The organism is Streptomyces sp. NPDC107765 (assembly GCF_055657085.1).
Window position 1 is genome coordinate 186,965 of record NZ_JBVKBL010000003.1, and the last position, 25,300, is coordinate 212,264.

Here is a 25,300-nt window from a genome sequence, read left to right on the forward strand (position 1 = left end):
AAATGCCCTGGTTTTGGACGAATATGAAGCTGTGAGCGTGGACGTGCCGCGAGGCGTGCTCGCTCGTTCTAGCTATCGGGGCGTCGGGGCGCCCCGGTCGAGCGTGTCGCACGAGCGGTTGGAAGGAGCACTACCAATGGGCGAGGGGTACGCATGACCGACACCGGCCAGGTCCCGGGCGAGGGACAGCCGGAGAACGCAGGCGGACATCCCGGGCAGCCGCAGCCGGCGGCCGCTCCCTCCCCTGCCGACGCCGGACCCACGGAGCTGCCGGGCATGGTGACCCCTCAGGGCGACTACCCCTACCTCGACCAGACCGATCCCGGCGTCGAGGACGACGACCTGCTGCTCATGCCGGGCGCCCAGGGCGCCTGGAGCGAGCAGTCCGCGGCCCAGCCGCTGCCGCACGAGACCCACCAGGGCCCGGACCGGCAGCCGCAGCCGGGCGTGCCGTTCGACGCCGCCGCCCAGGGAGCCACCGGCTACGAGGCGATGCCCGCCCAGGCCGGCGACCACGAGAGCGGCGGCCGGGACTCCGGTTCCGTCGACCTGAGCGCGGTCCGCATCCCGCAGCCCGCGGCGCCCCAGCAGCCGGAGCGGGCCCGCGCGGCCGCGCCCAACCGCCGCCCGCTGCACATGGGCCCGCCGGTGCCCGACGCGACCGGCGGCGTGGTCCGCTCGCTCGCCGACCGCGGCCCCGCAGACGCCCCCGCCCGGCACGCCGCCCCGCCCGCCGGTGCCCCCGAATACTTCGACGCCGCCGCCCCCGCCCAGGCCCCCGTGGCCCCGGAAGCCGCCGCGGCCGTCCAGCAGGCCCCCGCCGCACCCCAGGACGCCCAGCCGGCCCCGGCCCAGGCGTACGCCGAACCGCAGCCGCAGGCCGGGGCGGCGCCGTACGCCGAGCAGACGTACGGCGGCCAGTCCTACGGCGGCCAGTCCTACGGCGGCCAGTCCTACGGTGGGCAGTTGTCCCCCGAGCAGACCTACGGCGCCGCCGGCCAGGGCCCGTTGCCGGGCCCGCAGCTCGGCGAGATCCCGGCCCAGATGCCGGCCTGGAACGACGCCACGGCCCAGGCCGCACCGGCCCCCGCCCCCGAGCCGGCACCGGCTCCCGAGCCGGCCGCGGTCGCCGCGCCGGCGCCGGCGCCGGTGGCCGATCAGATGCCGCCGGTCGAGGAGACCGCAACGGCCGCGGAAGCGGCCCCCGTTGTCGACGCGGCACCGGCGGCGGAGACTGCCGCGCCCGCGGAGGCCCCCGCCGCGCCGGCTGACGAAACCGCGCAGCCGGTCGCGCAGCCCGTCGCCCAGGACCCCGAACTGCCCGCCGAACAACCGCAGGCCGCCGAACAGCCGCCCGTGGCGCAGGCACAGCCCCAGCCGCAGGCGCAGCCCGAGCCGGTGGCGCAGCCCGCGGAGGGCACCGCGGACGGGACCGTACCGGCCGAGCCCGTCGAGGCCCCGACGGCGGAGCAGCCGACCGAACAGACGCCGACCGCCCAGATCCCGGACGGACCGGCCCCGGACGCCCAGACTCCGGACGCGCCCGTACAGGAAGTGCCCGCTCAGGAAGTGCCCGTAGAGGAAGTGCCCGTACAGGCCGTTTCCGAGCAGGACGTTTCCGAGCAGGGCGCGGCCGAGGGCACGGAGGACAACGTCACGGCCGACGCCGCCGTCCAGCCGCAGCCCGAGGCCGCCGCGCCGGAAGCCGTCGCCCCCGAGGCCGCCGCGACGCCGCAGGGCCCCGTCGCCCTGCCCGGTGACGAGGACGGCGTCCCCGTCGAGCAGCCGGTCGCCCCCGTCGAGCAGGAGCAGGCCGTCATAGAGCCGCCCGAGGCGGTCACCCCTGACACCGCTCCCGAGGGAGAGGCCACCCCGGCCGCCGAGTCCGCAGCACCCGCCGCGGACGCCACGCCGGCCACCCCTGCCGACGCGTCCCCCGAGGCCGCGGTGACACCTGAGGCCGCAGTGACGCCCGAGGCCGCAGCGACTCCCGAGGCCACCCCGGCTCCGGAGCCCGCCGCAGCCACCCCGGAGACCTCGGCAGCCCCCGCGAGCGCAGAGCAGGCAGCAACGGCAGAGGCCGCGGAACCGGCCGTCACCGAAGAAGCGGTAGCAGTGGCAGGGGAAGAGGCAATGGAGCCGGTGCAGGCAGCAGACCCGGCCCCCGCGCCCGAGCAGCCGCAGGCCGCCGACGAGCAGCCCGCCACCCCGGCCGACGCCCCCGCAGAGGGCACCCCCGCGGCCCAGCCCGGCACCGTCCACATCCCGGCCCAGCAAGTCGCCGAGCAGCCGGCCGCCGAACAGCAGCCGGCCGTCGAACCGCAGCCGCAGGCCGCCGCGGACGACACCGTTCCGCAGGCCCAGGACCCCGCCGGCACCCCGGCCGCCGTGGAGGTGCCCGAGGAGGCCACCGCCGACGAGGCCCCCCACCAGCAGGACGCCGAGGCGCTCCTCCAGCTTGGTGAGGGCGCGGACGAGGACCAGCCGCAGGAGCTCGACGCGGTTCCGGCGGCCGACCAGCCGCAGGCCGCTGACCAGCAGACACCCGGCGAGCAGGCCGACGAGCAGCCCGCCGCCGAGGAGACCGACGCCGCCGACGCAGCCCCCGAGGCGGAAGAGGTCCCGGCCAGGCCCCCGGCCGCCGGCTACGACGACTCCGAGCGCGCCGCCGTCCACCGCGTGATGCGCGAGCGCCGCGACATCCGCAACGGCTTCCGCAGCGACCCGATCCCCAACGAGGTCCTGCTGCGCGTCCTGGAGGCGGCCCACACCGCCCCCAGCGTCGGCCACTCCCAGCCCTGGGACTTCGTCGTCATCCGGTCCGCCGAGACCCGCGAGAAGATGCACCAGCTCGCGATGCAGCAGCGCGACGCGTACGCCAAGTCGCTGCCCAAGGCCCGCGCCAAGCAGTTCCGCGAGCTGAAGATCGAGGCGATCCTCGAAACACCGGTCAACATCGTCGTCACCGCGGACCCCACCCGCGGCGGCCGGCACACCCTCGGCCGGCACACCCAGCCGCAGATGGCCCCGTACTCCTCCGCGCTCGCCGTCGAGAACCTCTGGCTCGCGGCGCGCGCCGAAGGCCTCGGCGTCGGCTGGGTCAGCTTCTTCGACGAGCGCGAGATGGTCCGCGAACTGGGCCTGCCCGAGCACCTCGAAGTCGTCGCCTACCTGTGCGTCGGCTACGTCGACGAGTTCCCCGAGGAGCCCGAGCTGCTGCAGGCCGGCTGGTCCAAGCGCCGCCCGCTGTCCTGGGTCGTCCACGAGGAGACCTACGGCCGCCGCGCGCTGCCCGGGGAGAACCCGCACGACCTCCTCCAGGAGACCCTCCAGGGCATCCGCCCGCTGGACGCCAAGGCGCTCGGCGAGGCGTGGGAGCGCCAGAAGCGGATGACCAAGCCCGCCGGCGCGCTCGGCATGCTGGAGATCATCTCCGCGCAGCTGTGCGGCCTGTCCCGCAAGTGCCCGCCGCCGATCCCGGAGCCGGCCGCCGTGGCGATCTTCGCCGGCGACCACGGCGTGCACGCCCAGGGCGTCACCCCCTGGCCGCAGGAGGTCACCGGCCAGATGGTCGCCAACTTCCTGGGCGGCGGCGCGGTCTGCAACGCCTTCGCCAACCAGGTCGGCGCTGAGGTCTGCGTCGTGGACGTCGGCGTGGCGAGCGAACTCCCCGCCACCCCCGGCCTGCTGCCCCGCAAGGTCCGGCCCGGCACCGCCGACTTCACCCAGGGCCCCGCGCTCACCCAGGAGGAGGTCCTCAAGGCCATCGAGGTGGGCATCGAGACCGCCCGCGACCTCGTCGCGGCCGGCAACAAGGCCCTGCTCACGGGCGAGATGGGGATCGCCAACACCACCACCTCCGCCGCGCTGATCGCCGTTTACACCGGCGTCGACCCGGCCGAGGTCACCGGCCGCGGCACCGGCATCAACGACGAGACGCACGCCCGCAAGGTCGACGTGGTCCGCCGCGCCCTGGAACTCCACCAGCCCGATCCGTCCGACCCGGTCGGCGTGCTCGCCGCGGTCGGCGGCCTGGAGCACGCGGCCCTGGTCGGACTGATCCTCGGCGGCGCCTCGCTGCGCACGCCGGTGATCCTCGACGGCGTCAGCGCCGGCGCCGCCGCCCTGGTCGCCCGCGCCATCGCCCCCGAGGCGCTGGCCGCCTGCATCGCCGGCCACCGCAGCGCCGAGCCCGGCCACGTCGCGGCCCTCAACAAGCTCGGCCTGCGCCCGCTCATCGACCTCGACCTGCGCCTCGGCGAGGGCACCGGCGCCCTGCTGGCCCTCCCCGTCGTGCAGAGCGCCGCCCGCGCCATGCACGAGGTCGCCACCTTCGACTCCGCCGGAGTGACGGAGAAGAGCTGAGGCGGTGCGGCCGGAACGCGGCCGCCCCGCATGACCCCCGGCCCGCAGCCCCCTAGGCTGTGGGCCGGGGCCGTACGCCCTCAAGCGTCGTATCCTCCCTGATCAGCCGCTCCAGAGCCGCAGCGACCGATCCGGTCTCGAACTCGCACCATCCGCACAAGGAGCCGCCCCGCCATGGCCGAGCACGTCGCCGAACACGCTGCCTACCCCGTCGGACTGCGGCTGTCCGGCCGCCGGGTGGTCGTCCTGGGAGCCGGTCAGGTCGCCCAGCGCCGCCTCCCCTCGCTCGTCGCCGCGGGCGCGGACGTCGTGCTCGTCTCCCCGTCCGCCACCCCCTCCGTCGAGGCGATGGCCGACGCCGGCGAGATCCGCTGGGAGCGCCGCCGCTACCGGGCCGGTGACCTCGCCGAGGCCTGGTACGCGCTGATCTCCACCGACGACCCCGAGGCCAACGCCGCCGCCTCCCAGGAGGCCGAGGAGCGGCGGGTGTGGTGCGTACGCGCCGACGACGCCGAGGCGGCCACCGCCTGGACCCCGGCCACCGGCCGCAGCGAGGGCGTGACCGTAGCCGTCCTCACCGGCCGCGACCCGCGCCGTTCGGCCGCCGTACGCGACGCCATCGTGGAGGGCCTGCGCGACGGCAGCATCGCCGCCCCGCACCACCGCCGCGCGCACACCCCCGGCGTGGCGCTGGTCGGCGGCGGCCCCGGCGACCCCGACCTGATCACCGTCCGCGGCCGCCGTCTGCTCGCCGAGGCCGACGTCGTCATCGCCGACCGCCTCGGCCCCCGCGACCTGCTGGCCGAGTTGCCCCCGCACGTCGAGGTCATCGACGCCGCGAAGATCCCCTACGGCCGGTTCATGGCCCAGGAGGCGATCAACAACGCGCTGATCGAGCACGCCAAGGCCGGCAAGGCCGTGGTCCGCCTCAAGGGCGGCGACCCGTTCGTCTTCGGCCGCGGCATGGAGGAGGCCCAGGCACTCGCCGAGGCCGGCATCCCCTGCACGGTCGTGCCCGGCATCTCCAGCACCATCTCGGTGCCCGCCGCCGCCGGCATCCCCGTCACCCACCGCGGCGTCGCCCACGAATTCACCGTCGTCAGCGGCCACGTCGCCCCCGACGACGAGCGCTCCCTGGTCGACTGGCCCGCCCTCGCCAAGCTGCGCGGCACCCTCGTCGTCCTCATGGGCGTGGAGAACAGCGGAGCCATCGCCGCCAAGCTCATCGAGCACGGCCGCCCCGCCGACACCCCGGCCGCCGTCATCCAGGAGGGCACCACCGCCACCCAGCGCCGGGTCGACGCCACCCTCGCCACCCTCGGCGAGACGGTCCGCTCCGAGGGCGTCCGGCCGCCGGCGGTCATCGTCATCGGCGCCGTCGTCACCGTCGGCGCGACGACCACGGCCGGCTAGCTGATTCGTTTCCCCGGGCCTTCCCCCGGCATTGGAACCCCGACACCGACAAGGCACTATCTCCCCGTGGCAGAAATCATCACCGTCGACGACCCGGACGACCCGCGGCTGGCCGACTACACCGGCCTGACCGACGTCGAACTGCGGCGCCGGCGCGAGCCCGCGGAGGGACTCTTCATCGCCGAGGGCGAGAAGGTCATCCGGCGCGCCCGGCACGCCGGCTACGAGATGCGCTCGATGCTGCTCTCCTCGAAGTGGGTCGACGTCATGCGCGACGTCATCGACGAGGTCGCGGCCCCGGTCTACGCCGTCAGCCCGGCCCTTGCGGAACAGGTGACGGGCTATCACGTGCACCGCGGCGCGCTCGCCTCCATGCAGCGCACCCCGCTGCCCGCGGCCACCGAACTCCTCGCCGGGGCGCGCCGCATCGTGGTCATGGAGGCCGTCAACGACCACACCAACATCGGCGCGATCTTCCGCAGCGCGGCGGCCCTCGGCATGGACGCGGTGCTGCTCTCCCCGGACTGCGCCGACCCCCTCTACCGCCGCTCGGTGAAGGTCTCCATGGGCGCGGTCTTCTCCGTCCCGTACGCCCGCCTGGAGAGCTGGCCCCGCGACCTGTCCGTCGTACGGGAAGCGGGCTTCAAACTGCTCGCCCTCACCCCCGCCGAAAAGGCCTCCACCATCGACGAGGCCGCCCCGCACACGCTGGACCGCGTCGCCCTGATGCTGGGCGCGGAGGGCGGCGGCCTCACCACGGGTGCCCTGCGCGCCGCCGACGAATGGGTCCGCATCCCGATGGCCCACGGCGTCGACTCCCTCAACGTCGGCGCAGCCGCGGCGGTGGCGTTCTACGCGGTGACGTCGGGGCGACCGGCTTAGGGGGTAGGGGGTAGGGGGCTACGGGTCATACGGGCCGAACCGCACACGGTTCCCACCGTGGTGTTCCTCCCGTGGTCACGCGGTCCCCACCCGGGGGTGGTTACGCCGTCCCCCGGGGGGTGGTTACGCCGTCCCCCGGGGGTGGTTACGCCGTCCCCCGGGGGTGGTTACGCCGTCCCCCCGGCGTGGTTACGCCGTCCCCCGGGGAATACCGCCCAGCCCCGCCACGTTGTCGGCCCCGAGGGGGCTCTCGCGACCCTTAGGGGATCTGTTCCCCTATCCCCTAAGGGCCCGCCCACCTTCCGCCCGCCCACCGTCCGCCCGCACGCCCCATCTACCGGGCGTCCGAGCCCCCAGCGTCCGAGCCCCCGCCCGGCGCCCACTGACCTCCACCCGGAGCGGCCGGGCTCCCGGCCGGAGCAAGCGGAGCCAGCCGTTCCAAGCCCTCGGCCCCCATCCCGCGGGCCGGGCCCTGGCAGCCCTGGGCCGCCGCGATCCCCAGCGCGACCAGCAACGTCACCACGACGAACACGATGACCCGCTGGCGCAGCAGCCGGCGGTCGGGGCCGGGCCGGCGCCCGCCGGAGGTCGTACGGACCGGGGTGCGCGAACCGTTTCGCCCCGTCGGCCGGGCCGCCGGACCGCGTCGGGCGTTCCGCCCCGTGGTACGCGGATTCTTCCTCGCGCCGGTGCCCGCACCAGCGCCTGCGCCCGTACCCGCACCGGAAGCCGGTCCTCCGGGCCGCCCACCGGCCCCGTCCCGCGGCGCCGGCGGACGCGACGCGTGCGGGCGCGGGGCGGAGCCGCCCGCCGTCCGCCGCTCGGTGCGCTGGCGCGCGTACTCCTCGGCCCGCTGCCCGGTCGGCCGGTCCGACGGACGGCGCTCCGCCCGGCTCCATCCGGCCCCGCTACCGGGCCCGTTCTGCAGAAGACCGCCCGACAGACCGCCCGACACACCACCCGACGGACCGCCCGACAGGCCGTGCGCTTCACGGGCCGCGATCTCCTTGAGCCGCAACGACAGCGACAAGGTGCTGGGCCGGTCCGCCGGATCCTTGGCCAGGCACGACGCGAGCAGCGGCGCCAGCGCGTCCGGCACCCCGGCGAGCTGCGCCTCCTCGTGCACCACCCGGTAGAGCATGACCTCCGAACTGCCCTGTCCGAACGGGGAGTCCGCGGTGCAGGCGTACGCCAGCGTGGCGCCCAGCGCGAAGATGTCGGTGGCCGGGGTCACCGCGGCCCCGCGTACCTGTTCCGGTGCCAGGAAGCCCGGCGACCCGACGGCCGTACCGACGTGCGTGAGCGTGCTGGCGCCGGTCGCCCAGGCGATGCCGAAGTCGATGATGCGCGGGCCCTTGGGCGACAGCAGGATGTTGGACGGCTTCAGGTCGCGGTGCACCACGCCCGCGTCATGGACGGCCAGCAGCCCCTCGGACAGTGCCGCGCCGACGGAGGCGACCTGGGCGGGGGAGAGCGGCCCCTCCTCGTTGACCTTGTCGTGCAGCGACGGGCCGGGGACGTACTGGGTGGCGAACCACGGGCGGTCCGCGTCCAGATCGGCCGCGACCAGCCGCGCCGTACAGCCACCGCGGATCCGGCGGGCGGCGGAGACCTCGCGGGCGAACCGCGAGCGGAATTCCTGATCTTCCGCCAGGTCCGGCCGGATCACCTTCAGCGCCACCCGCTGACCGCGCTTGTCCGAGCCGAGGTAGACCACGCCCATCCCGCCTGCGCCGAGCCGGCGGTGCAACCGGAAGGTCCCGACGACACGCGGGTCCTCGCGCCGGAGCCGCATCATCGCCATGTCCGTCCCCTACCTGCGGTGGGAGGCCCCTCCGCTGCCAACCGTCTGACGTGGCACAGCTTACGGATTGACGGCTCGCTGTGCTGAGAGGCCGCGCATGCGTCGGCAACCGGATTGTCGGTGGCGGGTGCGATCCTCGGAGTGCGGGAGGGGAAAAGGGCGCGCGGGCGTCCCGGGTTTCCGCCCGCGCGCTCAATGATCTTGCACATAAGGGGGATTGACACGACGAAAGGTGATCGAGGGCGAATGCCGGAGATGCGGGGCACGGCTCCCGGCGGCGGACGGCGGCGGCGTATGCGGCTGCCGGACGGTGGGGTGGGGCGTAGCCGCCGACGTGAGCGAGGTCACCCATGCGGGCCGGCGGGACCTGCGTCCCGGTGGGCACCCCTGGGGGATGTCCCGGGTTCCTCAGGGGTGTTCTCCACCCAGGGGAGTACGTGACGCCCGGTCCCGTCATCCTCCTGGAGGCCGCCCAATAGGTACGACGGCATGACGCCTGTCCTGCGCCGCGTGCCTAGTGTTGTCATCAAGCGGCGGGCGCAGCGCTCGTCCCCCGAGGTCAGACGCCCGCCGCTCCAGAGACGACGGGAGCGGACGATGGATCGGACCTCAGGACGGACGGCCCTTCGGGCGCAGGGGCGCAAGGCCGCCGCGGCGCTCGGCGGCCACCAGTCCTCGGGCACCCGCCATCCGCTCGTCGCGGTGGCCATGGTGCTGCCGTTGGCGATCCTGCTCGCCGTGGTGTTCGGCGGCTGGGAAGCCGTCATCACACAGGCGTCGTCCGTGGCCGGAATGCTGGGGCGCTGAGCGGCGCCCCGGTCCCGGGAGAGCGGCCCGGGACGGGGACCTCCGGCTGAATACCCCGTGGGGACGGGGGTGCGGCGGACGGCACGAACGGCCGGGCATCTGGGGAGATGCCCGGCCGTCGAGCTTCCGCCCCCACCCACCGAACCACGACTCCACCGAGCGCCCCCGGCCGCGTACGCCCGCGCCCCGCCCCCTGCCCGGTACGCACACACCCCGCCACCCCGCGGGCCGCCGCCACGCCCCGCCCCTTCCCGCATACGCACGGCCCGCCTGACGCCCCGCCTGCCGCGCCTGCCCCGCCGCATACGATCCCCCGCCGCGTACGATCCCCTTAGGGCCCGACCAGCGACCGGGCGAGGCCGCACACCGACGCAGGCCCGGGGGAGGGGAGCCATGACCACGCCGCTGGCCGTCCGCCTGGCCGCCCTCGCCGCATCCCCCGTCCCCGACGGCTCCCCACCCGCACCACCGGCCCCTGAAACTCCCGCAGGTCATCCCCACCCACCCGCCGACCACCCCCAGGTCCTCGCCGACCGCCCGGACGGCACGGTCGTCCGCAGTGGCCATGCGGTCGCCAAGGCGCACGCCCCGGACGCCGACCCGCAGGACCTCGCCGCCCGCCTCCGGATCGCCGCGCACCCCCTCCTGCACGGAATCCTGCTGCCCCCGCTGCCGCTCACCGCCCCCGGCGGCTTCCTCCTCCTCGCCGACGACGGCCGGGCGCTGACCCGCTGGCCGTATGGCAGCCCGGTCGCGCCCGACGACCCCGACGCGGCGCCCTGGGAGGACGCCGCCCGCCTGCTGGCCCGGCTGCACTCCGTCGATCCGCGCCAATTCCCCGGCCCGGTCCCGCCGATGCGCGGCCCCGCCAAGGCCGCCCGCGCCCTGACCCGGCTGCGCGCCGCGTTGGACGACGGCCACGACGGCCCTGCGACCGCCGTTCCGCGGTCCCTGCGCGCGGCTGCCGCGGCCGTCGAACGGGCCTGGTACGGGCTGCCGCCCTGGGCCCGCGGCGAGGTGCCGCCGCCGCGTGCGGCAGCCCTCTGCCACGGCGACCTCCACCTCGGCCAGCTGGTCCGCCACCCGGCCACCGGCGGCCGCTGGCTGCTGATCGACGTCGACGACCTCGGCGTCGGCGACGCGGCCTGGGACCTGGCCCGTCCCGCCGCCTGGTTCGCCACCGGCCTGCTCTCCCCGGACATCTGGACGCGCTTCCTGACCGCCTACCGCGCGGCGGGCGGGCCGGCCCTGCCCCCGCACGGGGACCCCTGGGCCGAACTGGAGGTCCCCGCCCGCGCCCTGACCGTGCAGACCGCCGCGCTCGCCGTCGCCAAGGCCGTCACCGGGGAGCGGGCGCTGGACGAGGCCGCGACCGCCGTCATCGACGCCTGCGCCCGGATGGTGTCCCTGCCGCAGCAGTTGGCACCCGGCGGGCCCGTCGTACGCTGAACCCCACGCCACCGGAAGGCTGTTCCGGTGGCGCCGCGCCGAGCGGCAGCGAACGACAGGAGTTGAGCCGACGATGCAGTGCCCCAAGTGCCATGCACCGATGCACACGTACAACCGCAATGGTGTCCAGATCGAGCAGTGCGCCGGCTGCCGGGGGATCTTCCTCGACTACGGGGAGCTGGAGGCGCTGACCCGCCTGGAGTCGCAGTGGGTCCAGCAGGCCCCGCCGCCGCCCGCCCCGCAGGCGTACCCCGCCGCGCCCGCCTGGGGCGCCCCGCACCACGGCCACCACGGCCACCATGGACACCACGGTCATCACCGGGGCCTCGGCCACATGCTGTTCTCGTCCTGAACCGTCGCACCCGGTCCGGCCGGCACGGCCACAACCGGCCGGCCGGCGACCGGAGCCCGTGACCGGCGCACGGCACAAAAAGCCGAGGGCCGGAGCGAAACGCTCCGGCCCTCGGGCTGTGTGTGGACGATACTGGGATTGAACCAGTGACCTCTTCCGTGTCAGGGAAGCGCTCTCCCGCTGAGCTAATCGTCCTCGGGACCATGGATCACGAAGACCCACAGTTGCGTGCGCGATACTGGGATTGAACCAGTGACCTCTTCCGTGTCAGGGAAGCGCTCTCCCGCTGAGCTAATCGCGCGGGGGCCCGGGTGGAGCCGGACCAGTGGACGATACTGGGATTGAACCAGTGACCTCTTCCGTGTCAGGGAAGCGCTCTCCCGCTGAGCTAATCGTCCTTGGAGGTGGAGACGGGATTTGAACCCGTGTAGACGGCTTTGCAGGCCGTTGCCTCGCCTCTCGGCCACTCCACCAGGAGTGAGGGGGGTCGGGAAGATCCCCCACATCGAGCGGACGACGAGACTCGAACTCGCGACATCCACCTTGGCAAGGTGGTGCTCTACCAACTGAGCTACGTCCGCAGGTGACTCTCCCAGACTACGTCCGGGAAGCTACCGGGCCCCCGTGGCGCTTCCGCGTCCCGGCGACGTGTTGAACTCTAGCGGATTCCGGGGCCAGTACAAAAACGCGTTTGTGCAGCGTGCTGCGCTGCTCGCCCGGCACAGGCGCGCCCGGGGGCCCCGCCATAGACTCGCTGACGTGCACGACTTCGCTCCCATGGCCCGCTTCGGCGGCCTGATAGCCACCGATCTACGGGACGTGACCAGCGATCCCGCGGCCCTCGACTCGACGGGCTGGTGGGCGGTGGCCGCCGACTTCGAGGGCCAGGTGGTCTGCGCCCGCTTCGCCGACGTACGCCCCGCCACCCCGGCCGACGCCCCCGCCCCCGGCGCCTGGCACGGCCCCGCGCGGAGCGCCTGGACCAGCGCCCTGGACCGCGACGCCTATGTCCGCGGCGTACGGCGGGTCCGGGAACACATCGCGGCCGGCGACGTCTACCAGGTCAACCTCTGCCGGGTGCTGAGCGCCCCGCTTCCCGATCCGGACCGGGCCGACGTCGACGCGCTGTCCGCCGTACTGGCCCGCGGCAACCCCGCCCCGTACGCCGGCACGATCCGGCTGCCCGGCCACGGCGTGGAGATCGCCAGCGCCTCCCCCGAGCTCTATCTGCGGCGGGACGACCGGGCCGTGTGGTCCGGCCCCATCAAGGGCACCGGACGGACCGCCGCGGACCTCTCGGCCAAGGACCGGGCGGAGAACGTGATGATCGTGGACCTGGTCCGCAACGACCTCGGCCGGGTCTGCGCCACCGGAACCGTCACCGTCCCGGCACTCTGCGCGGTCGAGGAGCACCCCGGCCTGGTGCACCTCGTCTCCACGGTGCGCGGCGAGCTGGACCTCGCCAACGAGAAGAGCGCCTGGGCCGATCTGCTGGACGCCACCTTCCCGCCCGGTTCGGTCACCGGCGCCCCCAAGTCCAGCGCCCTGCGGATCATCGACGAACTGGAGACCGCGCCCCGCGGGCCGTACTGCGGCGGCATCGGCTGGGTCGACGCCGACCGCCGCACCGGCGAGCTCGCGGTCGGCATCCGGACCTTCTGGATCGACCGCACCGCCGCCGACGGTCCGCTCCTCCGCTTCGGCGCCGGAGCCGGGATCATCTGGGACTCCGACCCCGAGCGGGAATGGGCGGAGACCGAGCTGAAGGCGAGCCGGCTGCTCGCGGTAGCGTCGGGACGCAACGAGCCGAGCGGAGGAGAGCGATGAGGATCTGGCTGGACGGAGCACTGCGGAACGCCGACGACGCCCGGGTCTCGGTCTTCGACCACGGGCTGACGGTCGGCGACGGCGTCTTCGAGACCGTCAAGGCGGACCACGGACGTGCCTTCGCCCTCACCCGCCACCTGGAGCGCCTCGCCACCTCCGCCCGCGGCCTCGGCCTGCCCGAGCCCGACCTCGACGAGGTGCGGCGCGGCTGCGAGGCCGTCCTCGAGGCCAACCCCGTGCCGCTGGGCCGGATGCGCATCACCTACACCGGCGGCGAGTCCCCGCTCGGCTCGGACCGCGGCGACGCCGGCCCCACGCTGGTCGTCGCGCTCTCCGCGACCACCCGCCGCCCCGACACCACCGCCGCCGTCACCGTCCCCTGGACCCGTAACGAACGCGGCGCGCTGGCCGGCCTGAAGACCACCTCGTACGGCGAGAACGTGGTCGCCCTGGCGCGCGCCCACGAACAGGGCGCCACCGAGGCGCTGTTCGCCAACACCGTCGGCGCGCTCTGCGAGGGCACCGGCTCCAACGTCTTCGTCGTCCTGGACGGCGAACTCCACACCCCGCCGCTCTCCGCCGGCTGCCTGGCGGGCATCACCCGCGCCCTGACCGTCGCCTGGGCCGGCGCGAAGGAGACCGATCTGCCGCTGGACGTCCTGGAGCGGGCCGACGAGATCTTCCTGACGTCCACCCTCCGCGACGTGCAGGCCGTGACCCGGATCGACGGCCGCCAACTGCCCGACGTACCGGGCCCGGTGACCGCCGAGGCCATGCGGATCTTCGACGAGCAGTCCGCCGCCGACGTCGACCCGCGGTGACGACCGGCCCCCGTACGGGGTGATGACGGGCCCGTATACGGGCGGGTAGAAAGTCCCCGTGACCACTACGCTGCGCCCCGCGGGACCCGAGGAACACCACGACGGCACCCGGGCCCGCCCGTACGACGTCTGCGTCAACAGCCGCCGGGTCGGCACGGTCCGGCTGGCGACCGACGCCCGTTTCGGCCCGACGGCCGGCCGGATCACCTACCTGGCCATCGACCCGCCGGACCGGCACCGCGGCCGGGCCACGGTCGCGGCGCTCGCCGCCGAGGAGGTGCTGCGCGGCTGGGGATGCCGCCAGATCGAGGTGACCGTCCCGGCCGAGGCGGAGGCCGCGCTGCGGCTCGCGGCGGCCCTGGGCTACACCGAGCGCAGCCGCACCCTGTCCAAACCCCTCGACACGCCGCCGCGGCTGCCCGGGGACGTCACCGACCGGCCGCTGGGCGAGGCGGAGTACCCCGCCTGGCGGGACGCCGCGCTCGCCGAGTACATCCGTACCCAGACCGGCCAGGGGATGTCCCCGGCCCGCGCCGAGGACACCGCGGTGAAGGGCCACCACGCCCTGCTGCCGGACGGGGCGGAGACCCCCGACCAGGTCCTGCGGATCCTGTCCCACGACGGCGCGGACGTCGGCAGCCTCTGGCTCGCCCTGCGGATGCCGGAGCAGCCGGGCGGCTACGTCGTCGACGTGCGGGTGGACCCCGGCCACCGGGGGCGGGGGCACGGCCGCACCCTGATGCTGATCGCCGAGCGCGAGAGCCTCGCGGCCGGCCGCACCACCCTCGGCCTCAACGTCTACGCGGGCAACGCACCGGCCCTCGGCCTCTACGGATCGCTGGGCTACCGGCCCACCGGCTACCTGTTGTGGAAGCCGATCCTGTAGGGCGGCCGGCCGCGCTCCGAAGTTCCCTGGCGTCCCGGCCGGCTCGTTCCCGCCCCGGCTCAGTCCTGGCCGGCCAGCAGGCGGTCGGCGATCTCCTCGATCCGGGCGCGCAGCCCCTCCTGGCTCTTGCCGCCGTCCAGCCGCTCCCCGCCGATCACGTACGTCGGGGTACCGGTCACGCCGATCGCCTTCCCCTCGGCCTCGTCGGCGTCCACGATCAGCAGATGCCGCCCGTCGATCAGCGCGGTGTCCAGCTCCTCGGCGTCCAGCCCCAGCTCACCGGCGACCTCCAGCAGCAGCTTCTCGCCGCGCGCCGCGAGCTCCTCGGTGCGCGCCAGCACCGCCTCGGCGTACGGCCAGCCCTGCCCCTGCACCAGCGCCTCCTCGGCGGCCTGGGCCGCGGCGTAGGCGTGCTTGTGCTTCGCCAGGGGGAAGTGGCGCAGCCGGATGTCCAGCCGGTCGCCGTAGCGCTCGCGCAGCGCCCGCAGGTCCGCCAGCGCGGTGTGGCAGTCCGGGCACTGCAGCTCGCACCACACGTCGAGGACGATGGGGGTACCCCCTGCTTGAGCGAAGCCGAGAGCTTGGGGGAGGGCGGGGGCGGGGGTGGTGGCGTCGTTCATGGGTCCAGTCTTCCAGCCCGCCCCCGGGTGGCCGAACCCGGACCTGGGGAGGAGAGTGACCCCGAGAAGACCCTGAAGCCGGTGCCGGAACATGGCCCGGGCGGGTCCGGACAGGGCAGGATGGAGGGGAGCAGAGGGACTGCTCGCCCTTCCATCGGCAGGAGGACCGGATGCTGACCTCGACCGTCTGTGCCGCGGTGTCGGCAGCGGGCCTGGGCATCGCCGCGCTGACGGCGTACCGCAAGCGATTCCTCGCCGCGACCCGCATCGCCGCCTTTTCCCTGATCCCGATCGGCCTGGTGATGACCGGCGTCATCGACTGGGTCACCAACATCGTCTTCAAGCCCACGGTCTGGGCGGGCTTCGGCCTGCTCGCGCTCTCGTTCCTGCTCTTCATGATCAGCCGGGCCGTCGAGCGCCGCCGCGGCGGGATCGGAGCCCGCAAGGACCGCAAGGCGGCCGGGGGCGCCACGCCCGACGCGGTGGCTCCGGGTGCCTCGATACCGTCCCTCGGCGCGGGACGTACGGCGGACCGGCCGGCCGGCAAGGGGAAGGCGCCGCAGGCCGGCAGCGCTCCCAAGGATGACTTCTCGGACATCGAAGCGATCCTGAAAAAGCACGGGATCTGATGAACTCCCGCTGCTGAGGCCCCCTTTGGGCGCCCTCGGAAGATCACGTGCGCCATGATGCGCGCGAGATGAACGATGAGTGCGCCCTCGCCCAAGACGACGCCCCGTCCCCCGAACCCCGCGGCTGCCTTTTCGCGCTGTCCCAGCCGCCGCTGATGCTCTTCCTCGCCGTCATCGGCTGCCTGCTCCTCCTCGGCGCCGTACACGACCTCTTCATCCTGTGAGGCCGGCGTACGGCCCGTCCGCACCCACCGTGGCAGCCGTCGGCCGGTCCGCACCGGCCGTCAGCCCGCGGCCTCCCGGCGCCGCGCGCGGTACGCCGCGACATGCAGCCGGTTGCCGCAGGTGCGGCTGTCGCAGTAGCGGCGCGAACGGTTGCGGGAGAGGTCGACGAACGCGTGCCGGCAGTCCGGCGCCTCGCAGCGCCGCAGCCGCTCGCGCTCACCGGCCACGACGAGGAAGGCGAGCGCCATCCCGCCGTCCGCGGCCATCCGGTCGGCCACGGAGGCGCCCGGCGCGAAGTAGTGCACGTGCCAGTCGTAGCCGTCGTGGTCGGTCAGCTGCGGGGTGGTGCCCGCCGAGGCGACCAGCGCGTTGAGCCGCGCGGCCGCCGTGCGGTCGTCCCCGGCGGCGAAGACCTCGGCGAACCGCGCCCGGACGCTGCGTACCGCCGCCAGGTCGTCCGGCCCGAGCGTGCCCACGTCGCTGAAGTTGTTGCGGCGCGCGAAGTCCTCGACGGCCGGGACGGCGGTCAGGCTGTCCGGCGCGCCCGGCGCCTCGCCCTCCGGAGCGGTGTTCAGCAGATCGACGACCGCGTCCAGCGCGCACCGGGTGTCATGGGTGATCATCACGGTTCCGCTCCCTGGCAGGGTGGGGCCGGACGGGTACCGCCCCCGGGTGTCGTGGCCGAATGGTCGCCGACTCTAGCGCCTGGGACAAGCGTCGGCGCCGTCCCCCGCGGTGGCTCCGCGGCGACGACGCCGATCTCTGCCGTATGAACTTGTCGGTCCTGCGCCGTCTCCCCGAGTCGGACGGGCGCAAGTGTGAGCGGATGGGTGCTTTCGGTAACCGTGCTGCGTCTCAGCTTTCCGCGAGGATGTGGGACAGCTCTGTGTCGAGATCGAAATGCCGGTGCTCCGTACCGGGCGGTACGGCGGCATCCGTCCTTTTGAGAAACGACTCGAGAGCCCGTGCGGGGGCTTCGAGCAGGGCTTCGCCTTCCGGGGAGCTCAGGGCGATGCAGACCACGCCCTGCCCGTGACTCCGGGACGGCCATACGCGGACGTCTCCGGTGCCCGTGGGCCGGTGCAGGCCCTCGGCGAGGAGGTCGCGGGCGAACACCCACTCGACGGTCTCCTCGGCTCCGGTATGGAAGGTGGCATGCACGGCATAGGGATCGGCCGTGTCATACCGCAGGCCCGCGGGTACAGGCAGTGAGGACTCGCTCGACACAACGAGGCGCAGGTGCAGCTCGCAGCTGACCGTGGTGTTCATAAGCGCCAGGGCCTTTCGCTCAGTGTGCGCTCGGGGATTCGCACGTCGGCGAAATCGACATGCCACCTACGGTGCCGTTGTAAACCCCTCTGACGGTTTTGGGTGGCTTCAGGTACCTCTGACGGCGGATTGCGAGATCGTCCCCGTCGGTAATTCCGCGGACCCCTCCCGTCCGGTAAGTTTGACCGTATGAATACGGTGAGTAACGGGGGGACGGGAGTACTCGAGGAGGAGGCCGTGTCGCCCGAGCAGCCGCTCGGCTCGCGAGCGCCGCATTTCATCAAGCGCTCCCGGCCGCTGCACCTGAGCTGGCAGGTCGGCGTCTTCGTCGTCGGTCTCGCGGTGGTCGCCGGCGGAGTGGTCCTGCTGCCGTTGCCGGGCCCCGGCTGGCTGGTGATCTTCGCCGGCATGGCGATCTGGGCGACCGAATTCGTCTGGGCCCAGCTGGTCCTGCGCTGGACCAAGCGCAAGGTCACCGAAGCCGCCCAGAAGGCGCTCGATCCCAAGGTGCGGCGCCGCAACATCATCCTGACCGTCCTCGGCGTGACGATCATCGCCGCCGGGGTCGCGGTCTACGCGTGGAAGTTCGGCCTGGTGCTGCCCTGGAACGTCACCGAGTGACCGGAACGTGGTCACAAGTGCCCGCCGACGTGGGGTAATGTTGGCGATGCGCCCGGGCGATTAGCTCAGTGGGAGAGCGCTTCGTTCACACCGAAGAGGTCACTGGTTCGAACCCAGTATCGCCCACGTCACAGGGGGCGGCGGAAACTCGCAGGCAATGCGGGGCCCGCCGCCCCTTTTGCGTGTTCCCCCGCACGGCGGCCCGCCGGATGCCAAGTCCCCGGGCCCTCGCCGTTGTTGGGCGCCCACGGCCGTGCGGGGCGCACACTGGGATCATGCCCGACTGGTCCCGCCGGCTGCACCGCTACCGCTTCCGCAGCGTCTGGCTGCTCCGCGCCCCGCCGGCCGTCGTCTACGCCGTCCTGGAGCGCGCCGAGAGCTACCCGCAGTGGTGGCCGCAGGTGCGCGAGGTGACCCGCATCGACGACCGGAGCGGGACCGCCCGCTTCCGCTCCCTGCTGCCGTACGACCTCACGGTGGTGGTCGCCGAGCAAGTGCGGGACCCCGGCGCGGGGGTCCTGGAGATCGCGATGCGCGGCGACCTGGCCGGCTGGGCGCGCTGGACCGTGGTGCCCGGCGCCGGCGGCACCCGCGTCGTCTTCGAGCAGGACGTCGAGGTCTGCAAACCGCTGATGCGCCGGGTCGGGCTGCCGGCGCGGCCGCTGTTCCGCGCCAATCACGCCCTGATGATGCGGGCCGGGCGGCGCGGGCTGGCCCGCTGGCTGGCCCGGGCCTGAGGAAATTTGATGGAAGGCCCGCGCGGCCTGTATTGTTCAGGTCGTTCGCGAGGGAAACCTCACCGGACACCCGGGCGATTAGCTCAGTGGGAGAGCGCTTCGTTCACACCGAAGAGGTCACTGGTTCGAACCCAGTATCGCCCACCGGGATCAAGAACCGGGCCACCAAAAGGTGGCCCGGTTCTTTTTGTTGAGTGCTGCGTCGAGTCGAGCGGAGCCGGAGTTTCGTAGTGGGGAGTTCCGTGCGGCGGAGTTCCTTGCCGGTGCGTTCCGCCGCGACGGGAAGCGACCCGGAAACGGAATTCCGTCCGTTTCTTTCTTGGTGGGCCGGTCGGCCGTTGCCGGTCGGCGTGCGGAATTCCTGATGCCGAATCAGGCCGCGGCGGGGAGTTCGGGACGGAGCGGCCAGTGCGGATCCACCGATTCCGGACTGCCGCTGCGCGCGAACCACGCCTGCAGCCCACGGGCCTGGGCCGCGTACCAGACCGCCTGCCGGGTGTGCAGCTCCGCCGGGTGCAGGTTCCCCAGGCGGTCCGCGAACCGGTGCCCCAGCGCACGCACCACCTGCAGCGCGGCCAGCGCGTCCGCGGCCGCGTCGTGCGCCTCGGTCAGCTCGACCTCGTACTGCGCGCACAGATCGGCGAGCGTGCGGCGGCCCTTGCGATAGCGGTCCAGATGTTTGTCCAGCACCCGGGGGTCCAGCACGCGCAGCGGATGGGCGCCCAGGTAAGCGTTGAGCGAGCTGGCGCGGTGCCGCTTCAACTCGCGTTCCAGCAGGGTGAGATCGAACGGGGCGTTCATCACCACCAGCGGACGGCCGGCCACCGACTGGGCGGCCAGGGCCCGCGCCACCTCCTCCACCACCGGCGCCGGCCAGCGGCCGTGCAGGGCGAGGTGGTCGGCCGTGAGACCGTGCACCGCGATGGCGGCTTCCGGTATCTCGACGCCGGGATTGACCAGCCAGCGGGTGATGCGGGGCGCCGAACGCGGGGTCTCCTGGACCACCAGCGCGGCGGAGACGATGCGGTCCCGTTCGACATCGATCCCCGTCGTCTCGGTGTCGAAGGCGGCAAGAGGGCCGTCATACCAGCACGGCATCATCCCAACTCCTCGCGCTCGTACGGGGGATGGTGGCGCAATACCACCCGAGCAGGTGATACCCGAGCACACCGGTGGTCGAACCGTCCTTGTTTGCGGACCACTTGACGCGGAGACAACCACAGGGACGGGCCACGCGATCCGCTGGTTCCCCGTCATCTCCGGCGCATTCCTCTGCGCGCACCCACCGAGCCCGGAAGGCACGCCCGCGATGACCATCGCGCAGCCCGAACCGGGCGGGCTGTCCCCCGCAAGCGGGAGGTACCCCCCGCCCGCCACCACACCGCAGCGCGGCGGACTCGCGACGACCGCCTGCATGGAGACGCTCCAGGTGGGCTATCTGCACGCGGTCGCGGCCGCCTCCGGCTGCTCGCTGGCCCAGCCCTTCCCGGACAACGGCATCGACTGGCACGTCAGCCACGGCGCACCCGGCCACACCGTCGACGACGAGGTCACCATCAAGGTGCAGCTCAAGTGCACCTACCAGACCGCCCCGCGCCCGCCCGGCCCGACCTTCGCCTTCACCCTCGACAACGACCACCTGGTGAAGCTGGCCCGCACGCCCGTGTCGGTGCACAAGATCCTCGTCGTGATGCTCGTCCCGCGGACCCAGGAGGAGTGGCTGCGGGCCTCCCACGACCGGCTCGAACTGCGCCACTGCTGCTACTGGATCAACCTGGCCGGCCATCCGGTGACCGGCCGGCGCAGGACCACTGTGCGGATCCCGACCACGCGGATCTTCGACGACCGCGCGCTCTGCGAAATCATGACCCGGGTCGGGGCGGGAGGGAGACCGTGATGTACCGGCCGATCGACGAACCCCCTGCGCGGCCGCTGGACCCCGCGCGGCTCGACCCCGCCGTCCTCAGCGCACTGCTGGCCCGGCACGGCTGGCGCCGCCGGGGCGGGGCCGCCGGCCACTACGCCCGGTGGACCCCGCCCGGCGGCCTGGGCGGGACCAGCCTGCTGGTCCCGCACGACCGCCGCTTCCCCGACAGCGCGGAGCTGCTCGCCGAGGCCCTGGCGGCGCTCTCGCGGTCCGCCGCGCCCTCCGCCCGCGAGGTGCTGACCGGGCTCGCGGTGCCCAGCGACGAGGTCTGCTGGGAGCGCGAGGTCCCCGACGGCGGCTCGGTCGCCGCGCGCTGGGTCGCCCAGGAGCAGCTGCGCGGCGCGGCCCGCGCGATGCTGGTCGCCGGGGCGCTGGGCACGTACGGCCGGGCCGGCTACTACGGCGCCCGGCACAAGCGGCAGGCCGAAGGGTTCCTGGGCGAGGTCCTGGTCGGGCCCGCGACCGCCGGCCGGCGGCTGACCGCCTTCGTCCCGGCCGACGGCGGCCGCGCGGCGGTCGCCGGGCTGCAGCGGGCCCTGCACGCCGCCCGGGACGCCACCGACTACCAGCGCGCCACCGGCGGCATGGAGGCCTACGACGCGGCCGTCGAGCTGGGCGTCTGCCACGAGCTGGTGCAGGCGCTGATCGCGCTCGTACGGGACGCGGAGGGGGTGCGGATCTCGGTCGAGTGGTCACCGGCGGCCGGTCCGCCGGCCGGCTGCCCGGCCCGCCCGGAACCGGTCGAGTTCTCGCCCGGCGACCTCCCGGCGCTGGAGCAGGCCGCCCGCCGCTACGTCCGCGACGAGCCCTCGCTGCCGGTCCGGGTGACCGGCGCGGTCGTACGGCTGCGCCGGGAGCGGCCCGGCGGCCCCGGCACGGTCCGGCTGCGGGTGCTGACCGGCGCCGACGTGGTCCAGGTGCGGGTCGCGCTGGGGGAGGAGGACTACCGCATCGCGGGCCACGCCCACCTCGTGGGGCTGCCGATCCGGGTCAGCGGCAGACTGGAGAGCCGGGGCGGTTTCCGCCGGATCACCGGAGGCCACGACGTCACGCCGGTGCAGGTCGACGAGGCGGAGCGGGACCGGCTGCTGAAGTCGCTGCAGGAGAATCTCGACTTCTTCGAGGAGGCGTGCGGCGGGCCGCTGGACGGGGAGTAGCCGGGCGCCGGGGAAACCGTTTCGCGGTCGGGTGCGGCGGCTCGGTACGATTCGGCTGCGCAGCAAACGCTGACGCGAAAGAGACATGAGTCAGGAGAGACCGGTGTCAGACGTCCGTGTGACCGTCCAACGCGATTCCGAGCGGGAAGAACGCGTGGTGACCACGGGCACTACGGCCGCCGACCTCTTCCAGGGTGAGCGCAGCGTCGTCGCCGCACGGGTCGCCGGGGAGCTGAAGGACCTGGCCTACGAGGTCGCCGACGGCGACGAGGTCGAGCCGGTCGAGATCTCCTCCGAGGACGGCCTGAACATCCTGCGGCACTCCACCGCGCACGTGATGGCGCAGGCCGTGCAGGAGCTGTTCCCCGAGGCGAAGCTCGGCATCGGCCCGCCGATCAAGGACGGCTTCTACTACGACTTCGACGTCGAGACCCCGTTCCACCCGGACGATCTCAAGCGCATCGAGAAGAAGATGCAGGAGATCCAGAAGCGCGGGCAGAAGTTCGCGCGCCGCGCGGTCAGCGACGAGGCCGCCCGCGAGGAGCTGGCCGACGAGCCGTACAAGCTCGAACTGATCGGCCTCAAGGGCTCCGCCGCGGACGCCGCCGAGGGTGCCTCCGCCGAGGTCGGCGCCGGCCAGCTGACCATCTACGACAACCTCGACGGGAAGACCGGCGAGCTGTGCTGGAAGGACCTGTGCCGCGGTCCCCACCTGCCCAGCACCCGCGCCATCCCGGCGTTCAAGCTGATGCGCTCGGCGGCCGCGTACTGGCGCGGCAGCGAGAAGAACCCGCAGCTCCAGCGGATCTACGGCACCGCCTGGCCGACCAAGGACGAGCTCAAGGCGTACCTGGAGTTCCTCGCCGAGGCCGAGAAGCGCGACCACCGCAAGCTCGGGGCGGAGCTGGACCTGTTCTCCATCCCGGAGGAGCTGGGCTCCGGTCTCGCCGTCTTCCACCCCAAGGGCGGCGTCGTGCGCCGGGTGATGGAGGACTACTCCCGCAAGCGGCACGAGCTGGCGGACTACGAGTTCGTCAACACCCCGCACATCACCAAGGAGAGTCTCTTCGAGACCTCCGGGCATCTGCCGAACTACGGCGAGGCGATGTTCCCGCCCCTGGAGTTCGACGGGCAGAACTACCGCCTCAAGGCGATGAACTGCCCCATGCACAACCTGATCTTCAAGGCCCGCGGCCGCTCGTACCGCGAACTGCCGCTCCGGCTCTTCGAGTTCGGCACCGTCTACCGCTACGAGAAGTCCGGCGTGGTGCACGGCCTGACCCGGGCGCGCGGCTTCACCCAGGACGACTCGCACATCTACTGCACCAAGGAGCAGATGGCGGACGAGCTGGACAACCTGCTCACCTTCGTCCTCGATCTGCTGCGTGACTACGGCCTGACCGACTTCGAGCTGGAGCTCTCCACCCGCGACCCGGAGTCCGACAAGTTCATCGGCGAGGACGCGGAGTGGGAGGAGGCCACCGAGGCGCTGCGCCAGGCGGCCGAGAAGCAGGGGCTGCCGCTGGTGCCGGACCCGGGCGGCGCCGCCTTCTACGGCCCGAAGATCTCGGTGCAGGCGAAGGACGCCATCGGCAGGTCCTGGCAGATGTCGACCATCCAGGTCGACTTCCAGCAGCCCGCCCGCTTCGGCCTGGAGTACACCGCGGCGGACGGCTCGAAGCAGCAGCCCGTCATGATCCACCGTGCGCTCTTCGGCTCGATCGAGCGGTTCTTCGCGGTCCTGCTGGAGCACTACGCGGGTGCCTTCCCGGCATGGCTGGCCCCGGTGCAGGCGACCTGCATCCCGATCGGTGACGCACACGTGCCGTACCTGGAGGAGTTCGCCGCGCAGGCGAAGGCCAAGGGGCTGCGGATCGAGGTGGACTCGTCCTCGGACCGGATGCAGAAGAAGATCAGGAACGCCCAGCGCAGCAAGGTGCCATTCATGATCCTCGCGGGCGACGAGGACATGGAGCACGGTGCGGTGTCCTTCCGCTACCGCGACGGGTCGCAGGAGAACGGCATTCCGCGCGACCAGGCGATCGCCAAGCTGCTGGACGTGGTGGAGCGCCGCGTGCAGGTGTGACGCCCACAGCGTGACCGGAGGGCCCCGGGAGAGCACCCGCTCCCCGGGGCCCTCTCACGTCTCGCCCTCCCGGCGGAAGCGGCGCAGCAGCCAGGAGGAGAAGGTGCCCACGACCGCGCCGACCAGGGCGACGCCGACGAACATCAGGACCGCGCCGGTGACCCGGCCGCGGGGGGTGACCGGGGTGATGTCGCCGTAACCGGTGGTGGTCAGGGTCGAGCAAGCCCACCACACCGCGTCGCCGAAGGTGCGGACGGTGGTGCCCGGGGCGTGCCGTTCGTCGTGGTAGACGGCGAGGCTCGCGGCGAAGCCGAGCAGCAGGGCGGTCAGGCTCGCGTACGCCATCACGCGGGCCTCCAGGGCGAGCCGGGGGCGGTCCCGGCGGCGCTGCATCCGGTCGTGCGTCTGGACCAGCCGCAGCGGCCGGAGCAGCGGCAGGGCGGTCACGATCAGGTCCAGCCAGTGGGTGCGGACGAAGTGCCGCCGGTCGTCGCTGAGCAGCAGCCGGGCCAGGTATTCGACGACGAACAGGCTCCAGGTGACGACGGTGACCAGCCTCCAGAAGGCCCGCCAGCCGGGGGAGAGCCCGGGGACCAGGACCTGGACCGCGTAGGAGGCCAGGAAGAGCAGCGAGGCGGCGAGCAGGTACGGCCCGGCGGCCCGCTCCCAGTCCCGTCGCCGCGCTTCCCTGTCCACCGGCCCAGCATCGGTCAGCGGCCGGTGCGATGCGCCCCAACGACACGCTGCCAATGGGCGACGCCATATGCTGGCCCGTATGACAAGCGAGCCGGAGCAGCAGATCGGAGTCGGGACGCAGGACGCCTTCCAGCGCCTGTGGACGCCCCACCGGATGGCCTACATCCAGGGCGAGAACAAGCCGAGCGGCCCGGGGGCCGACGACGGCTGCCCGTTCTGCACGATCCCGGCGAAGTCCGACGAGGACGGGCTGGTGATCGCCCGCGGCGAGCGCGTCTACGCGGTGCTGAACCTGTACCCGTACAACGGCGGTCACCTGATGGTCGTCCCGTTCCGGCACGTGGCCGACTACACCGAGCTGGACGAGGCGGAGACCGCGGAGTTGGCGGAGTTCACCAAGCGGGCGATGACCGCGCTGCGGACCGCGTCGGGGGCGCACGGCTTCAACATCGGGATGAACCAGGGCTCGGTGGCCGGTGCGGGCATCGCGGCCCATCTGCACCAGCACCTGGTCCCGCGCTGGGGCGGCGACACGAACTTCATGCCGGTCATCGGGCACACCAAGGTGCTGCCGCAACTCCTCGCCGACACCCGGGCGATGCTGGCCGCCGCCTGGCCCGCGTAGGGCGCCTGCCCGCCGCCCGGGAGGCCCGCCGGGGCCGGCCCGGAGGCGACACGTACGAGGGCGAATCAGATAGATCGCCCTAATTCGGATTAGTTGCCTCTC

At 73.5% G+C, this 25,300-nt stretch carries 23 protein-coding genes and 7 tRNA genes; 19 read left to right on the forward strand and 11 right to left on the reverse strand.

Annotation, left to right across the window (positions count from 1 at the left end; translation table 11 throughout):
- Positions 1-153 precede the first annotated feature (153 nt).
- From cobT to ACZ7MX_RS09500, 3 genes are all read left to right on the forward strand, one after another.
- A complete protein-coding gene (gene cobT, locus ACZ7MX_RS09490) occupies positions 154-4,365 on the forward strand; it encodes a nicotinate-nucleotide--dimethylbenzimidazole phosphoribosyltransferase (protein WP_472130904.1) in 4,212 nt (1,403 codons plus the stop codon).
- Between the two features lie 174 nt (positions 4,366-4,539).
- A complete protein-coding gene (gene cobA / locus ACZ7MX_RS09495) occupies positions 4,540-5,778 on the forward strand; it encodes a uroporphyrinogen-III C-methyltransferase (RefSeq protein ID WP_472130906.1) in 1,239 nt (412 codons plus the stop codon).
- Positions 5,779-5,844: 66 nt separating this feature from the next.
- Positions 5,845-6,660: a TrmH family RNA methyltransferase gene (locus ACZ7MX_RS09500; RefSeq protein ID WP_472130908.1), complete on the forward strand. Its 816-nt coding sequence runs from the start codon at positions 5,845-5,847 to the stop codon at positions 6,658-6,660.
- A 334-nt stretch (positions 6,661-6,994) separates the two neighbouring features.
- Here the strand turns inward: ACZ7MX_RS09500 and ACZ7MX_RS09505 are convergent, their stop codons facing one another.
- Positions 6,995-8,464 (reverse strand): serine/threonine-protein kinase, encoded by a 1,470-nt coding sequence (locus ACZ7MX_RS09505; RefSeq protein ID WP_472130910.1) that lies wholly within the window; start codon positions 8,462-8,464, stop codon positions 6,995-6,997.
- A 597-nt stretch (positions 8,465-9,061) separates the two neighbouring features.
- On the opposite strand from ACZ7MX_RS09505, the gene ACZ7MX_RS09510 reads away from it, so the two are divergent.
- The 3 genes from ACZ7MX_RS09510 (at position 9,062) to ACZ7MX_RS09520 (ending at position 11,072) form a co-directional block, all read left to right on the forward strand.
- Positions 9,062-9,271, forward strand: coding sequence for a hypothetical protein (locus tag ACZ7MX_RS09510; protein ID WP_030813541.1), 210 nt, complete (start codon positions 9,062-9,064; stop codon positions 9,269-9,271).
- Between the two features lie 393 nt (positions 9,272-9,664).
- The gene (locus tag ACZ7MX_RS09515; RefSeq protein WP_472130912.1) at positions 9,665-10,720 is read left to right on the forward strand and encodes a phosphotransferase family protein; all 1,056 of its coding nucleotides are present in this window, start codon (positions 9,665-9,667) and stop codon (positions 10,718-10,720) included.
- 73 nt (positions 10,721-10,793) lie between these two features.
- Positions 10,794-11,072, forward strand: coding sequence for a TFIIB-type zinc ribbon-containing protein (locus tag ACZ7MX_RS09520; protein ID WP_030813535.1), 279 nt, complete (start codon positions 10,794-10,796; stop codon positions 11,070-11,072).
- Positions 11,073-11,195: 123 nt separating this feature from the next.
- Here the strand turns inward: ACZ7MX_RS09520 and ACZ7MX_RS09525 are convergent.
- The 5 genes from ACZ7MX_RS09525 to ACZ7MX_RS09545 form a co-directional block, all read right to left on the reverse strand.
- Positions 11,196-11,267: transfer RNA gene (locus ACZ7MX_RS09525), tRNA-Val, on the reverse strand.
- 34 nt (positions 11,268-11,301) lie between these two features.
- Positions 11,302-11,373: transfer RNA gene (locus ACZ7MX_RS09530), tRNA-Val, on the reverse strand.
- Positions 11,374-11,398: 25 nt separating this feature from the next.
- Positions 11,399-11,470: transfer RNA gene (locus tag ACZ7MX_RS09535), tRNA-Val, on the reverse strand.
- 1 nt (position 11,471) lies between these two features.
- Positions 11,472-11,545 (reverse strand) — tRNA-Cys (locus ACZ7MX_RS09540).
- Positions 11,546-11,580: 35 nt separating this feature from the next.
- Positions 11,581-11,653 (reverse strand) — tRNA-Gly (locus ACZ7MX_RS09545).
- A gap of 196 nt (positions 11,654-11,849) precedes the next feature.
- On the opposite strand from ACZ7MX_RS09545, the gene ACZ7MX_RS09550 reads away from it, so the two are divergent.
- From ACZ7MX_RS09550 to ACZ7MX_RS09560, 3 genes are read left to right on the forward strand one after another with little or no spacing between them, the layout of a single operon-like run.
- Positions 11,850-12,899, forward strand: coding sequence for a chorismate-binding protein (locus ACZ7MX_RS09550; protein ID WP_472131362.1), 1,050 nt, complete (start codon positions 11,850-11,852; stop codon positions 12,897-12,899).
- Positions 12,896-13,720: an aminotransferase class IV gene (locus ACZ7MX_RS09555; RefSeq protein ID WP_472130914.1), complete on the forward strand. Its 825-nt coding sequence runs from the start codon at positions 12,896-12,898 to the stop codon at positions 13,718-13,720. Before ACZ7MX_RS09550 ends, ACZ7MX_RS09555 begins: the two co-directional genes overlap by 4 nt.
- 58 nt (positions 13,721-13,778) lie before the next feature.
- Positions 13,779-14,606, forward strand: coding sequence for a GNAT family N-acetyltransferase (locus ACZ7MX_RS09560; protein WP_472130916.1), 828 nt, complete (start codon positions 13,779-13,781; stop codon positions 14,604-14,606).
- Positions 14,607-14,665: 59 nt separating this feature from the next.
- Here ACZ7MX_RS09560 and ACZ7MX_RS09565 read toward each other — a convergent pair whose 3' ends face one another.
- The gene (locus tag ACZ7MX_RS09565; RefSeq protein ID WP_472130918.1) at positions 14,666-15,226 is read right to left on the reverse strand and encodes a DsbA family protein; all 561 of its coding nucleotides are present in this window, start codon (positions 15,224-15,226) and stop codon (positions 14,666-14,668) included.
- A gap of 170 nt (positions 15,227-15,396) precedes the next feature.
- Here ACZ7MX_RS09565 and ACZ7MX_RS09570 point away from each other — a divergent pair, with 170 nt between their 5' ends.
- Positions 15,397-15,855, forward strand: a complete 459-nt coding sequence (locus ACZ7MX_RS09570; protein ID WP_472130920.1) for a hypothetical protein — start codon at positions 15,397-15,399, stop codon at positions 15,853-15,855.
- A 68-nt stretch (positions 15,856-15,923) separates the two neighbouring features.
- On the forward strand, positions 15,924-16,079 hold the full coding sequence (locus tag ACZ7MX_RS09575; RefSeq protein WP_199812568.1) for a hypothetical protein: 156 nt from the start codon (positions 15,924-15,926) through the stop codon (positions 16,077-16,079).
- Positions 16,080-16,139: 60 nt separating this feature from the next.
- Here ACZ7MX_RS09575 and ACZ7MX_RS09580 read toward each other — a convergent pair whose 3' ends face one another.
- Both ACZ7MX_RS09580 and ACZ7MX_RS09585 read right to left on the reverse strand, forming a co-directional pair.
- Positions 16,140-16,706: a CGNR zinc finger domain-containing protein gene (locus ACZ7MX_RS09580; RefSeq protein ID WP_472130922.1), complete on the reverse strand. Its 567-nt coding sequence runs from the start codon at positions 16,704-16,706 to the stop codon at positions 16,140-16,142.
- A 229-nt stretch (positions 16,707-16,935) separates the two neighbouring features.
- Entirely contained in the window at positions 16,936-17,349 is a 414-nt protein-coding gene (locus ACZ7MX_RS09585; RefSeq protein ID WP_003959770.1) for an SsgA family sporulation/cell division regulator, read from the reverse strand.
- A gap of 189 nt (positions 17,350-17,538) precedes the next feature.
- On the opposite strand from ACZ7MX_RS09585, the gene ACZ7MX_RS09590 reads away from it, so the two are divergent.
- From ACZ7MX_RS09590 to ACZ7MX_RS09605, 4 genes are all read left to right on the forward strand, one after another.
- Positions 17,539-17,970, forward strand: coding sequence for a TIGR02611 family protein (locus ACZ7MX_RS09590; RefSeq protein WP_472130924.1), 432 nt, complete (start codon positions 17,539-17,541; stop codon positions 17,968-17,970).
- A gap of 54 nt (positions 17,971-18,024) precedes the next feature.
- Positions 18,025-18,096 (forward strand) — tRNA-Val (locus ACZ7MX_RS09595).
- Positions 18,097-18,245: 149 nt separating this feature from the next.
- The gene (locus ACZ7MX_RS09600; RefSeq protein ID WP_472130926.1) at positions 18,246-18,707 is read left to right on the forward strand and encodes an SRPBCC family protein; all 462 of its coding nucleotides are present in this window, start codon (positions 18,246-18,248) and stop codon (positions 18,705-18,707) included.
- Positions 18,708-18,779: 72 nt separating this feature from the next.
- A tRNA-Val gene (locus ACZ7MX_RS09605) sits at positions 18,780-18,851 on the forward strand.
- 228 nt (positions 18,852-19,079) lie between these two features.
- Here the strand turns inward: ACZ7MX_RS09605 and ACZ7MX_RS09610 are convergent.
- Complete coding sequence (locus tag ACZ7MX_RS09610; protein ID WP_472131363.1) at positions 19,080-19,805, reverse strand: exonuclease domain-containing protein; 726 nt, start codon at positions 19,803-19,805, stop codon at positions 19,080-19,082.
- Between the two features lie 211 nt (positions 19,806-20,016).
- Here ACZ7MX_RS09610 and ACZ7MX_RS09615 point away from each other — a divergent pair, with 211 nt between their 5' ends.
- The 3 genes from ACZ7MX_RS09615 (at position 20,017) to thrS (ending at position 23,877) form a co-directional block, all read left to right on the forward strand.
- The gene (locus tag ACZ7MX_RS09615; protein ID WP_030415300.1) at positions 20,017-20,604 is read left to right on the forward strand and encodes a DUF4365 domain-containing protein; all 588 of its coding nucleotides are present in this window, start codon (positions 20,017-20,019) and stop codon (positions 20,602-20,604) included.
- The gene (locus tag ACZ7MX_RS09620) at positions 20,604-21,791 is read left to right on the forward strand and encodes a hypothetical protein (protein ID WP_472130928.1); all 1,188 of its coding nucleotides are present in this window, start codon (positions 20,604-20,606) and stop codon (positions 21,789-21,791) included. The genes ACZ7MX_RS09615 and ACZ7MX_RS09620 overlap by 1 nt, the downstream gene beginning before the upstream one ends.
- A 103-nt stretch (positions 21,792-21,894) precedes the next feature.
- Positions 21,895-23,877: a threonine--tRNA ligase gene (thrS, locus tag ACZ7MX_RS09625; RefSeq protein WP_472130930.1), complete on the forward strand. Its 1,983-nt coding sequence runs from the start codon at positions 21,895-21,897 to the stop codon at positions 23,875-23,877.
- A gap of 54 nt (positions 23,878-23,931) precedes the next feature.
- On the opposite strand, the gene ACZ7MX_RS09630 is transcribed toward thrS, so the two are convergent.
- On the reverse strand, positions 23,932-24,573 hold the full coding sequence (locus ACZ7MX_RS09630; RefSeq protein WP_472130931.1) for a potassium channel family protein: 642 nt from the start codon (positions 24,571-24,573) through the stop codon (positions 23,932-23,934).
- A 67-nt stretch (positions 24,574-24,640) separates the two neighbouring features.
- On the opposite strand from ACZ7MX_RS09630, the gene ACZ7MX_RS09635 reads away from it, so the two are divergent.
- Positions 24,641-25,198 carry an HIT family protein gene (locus ACZ7MX_RS09635; protein WP_472130933.1) on the forward strand — a complete coding sequence of 186 codons (558 nt, stop codon included), beginning with the start codon at positions 24,641-24,643 and terminating at the stop codon, positions 25,196-25,198.
- Positions 25,199-25,300: the final 102 nt, after the last annotated feature.

What these genes read in the sequence shown, in the direction of transcription:
- cobT (WP_472130904.1), top strand. Translation starts at nt 154, where the DNA reads ATGACCGACACCGGCCAGGTCCCGGGCGAGGGACAGCCGGAGAACGCA.
- cobA (WP_472130906.1), top strand. Translation starts at nt 4,540, where the DNA reads ATGGCCGAGCACGTCGCCGAACACGCTGCCTACCCCGTCGGACTGCGG.
- ACZ7MX_RS09505 (WP_472130910.1), bottom strand. Translation starts at nt 8,464, where the DNA reads ATGGCGATGATGCGGCTCCGGCGCGAGGACCCGCGTGTCGTCGGGACC.
- ACZ7MX_RS09510 (WP_030813541.1), top strand. Translation starts at nt 9,062, where the DNA reads ATGGATCGGACCTCAGGACGGACGGCCCTTCGGGCGCAGGGGCGCAAG.
- ACZ7MX_RS09515 (WP_472130912.1), top strand. Translation starts at nt 9,665, where the DNA reads ATGACCACGCCGCTGGCCGTCCGCCTGGCCGCCCTCGCCGCATCCCCC.
- ACZ7MX_RS09520 (WP_030813535.1), top strand. Translation starts at nt 10,794, where the DNA reads ATGCAGTGCCCCAAGTGCCATGCACCGATGCACACGTACAACCGCAAT.
- ACZ7MX_RS09550 (WP_472131362.1), top strand. Translation starts at nt 11,850, where the DNA reads ATGGCCCGCTTCGGCGGCCTGATAGCCACCGATCTACGGGACGTGACC.
- ACZ7MX_RS09555 (WP_472130914.1), top strand. Translation starts at nt 12,896, where the DNA reads ATGAGGATCTGGCTGGACGGAGCACTGCGGAACGCCGACGACGCCCGG.
- ACZ7MX_RS09565 (WP_472130918.1), bottom strand. Translation starts at nt 15,226, where the DNA reads ATGAACGACGCCACCACCCCCGCCCCCGCCCTCCCCCAAGCTCTCGGC.
- ACZ7MX_RS09570 (WP_472130920.1), top strand. Translation starts at nt 15,397, where the DNA reads ATGCTGACCTCGACCGTCTGTGCCGCGGTGTCGGCAGCGGGCCTGGGC.
- ACZ7MX_RS09575 (WP_199812568.1), top strand. Translation starts at nt 15,924, where the DNA reads ATGAACGATGAGTGCGCCCTCGCCCAAGACGACGCCCCGTCCCCCGAA.
- ACZ7MX_RS09585 (WP_003959770.1), bottom strand. Translation starts at nt 17,349, where the DNA reads ATGAACACCACGGTCAGCTGCGAGCTGCACCTGCGCCTCGTTGTGTCG.
- ACZ7MX_RS09590 (WP_472130924.1), top strand. Translation starts at nt 17,539, where the DNA reads ATGAATACGGTGAGTAACGGGGGGACGGGAGTACTCGAGGAGGAGGCC.
- ACZ7MX_RS09600 (WP_472130926.1), top strand. Translation starts at nt 18,246, where the DNA reads ATGCCCGACTGGTCCCGCCGGCTGCACCGCTACCGCTTCCGCAGCGTC.
- ACZ7MX_RS09610 (WP_472131363.1), bottom strand. Translation starts at nt 19,805, where the DNA reads ATGCCGTGCTGGTATGACGGCCCTCTTGCCGCCTTCGACACCGAGACG.
- ACZ7MX_RS09615 (WP_030415300.1), top strand. Translation starts at nt 20,017, where the DNA reads ATGACCATCGCGCAGCCCGAACCGGGCGGGCTGTCCCCCGCAAGCGGG.
- ACZ7MX_RS09620 (WP_472130928.1), top strand. Translation starts at nt 20,604, where the DNA reads ATGTACCGGCCGATCGACGAACCCCCTGCGCGGCCGCTGGACCCCGCG.
- ACZ7MX_RS09635 (WP_472130933.1), top strand. Translation starts at nt 24,641, where the DNA reads ATGCTGGCCCGTATGACAAGCGAGCCGGAGCAGCAGATCGGAGTCGGG.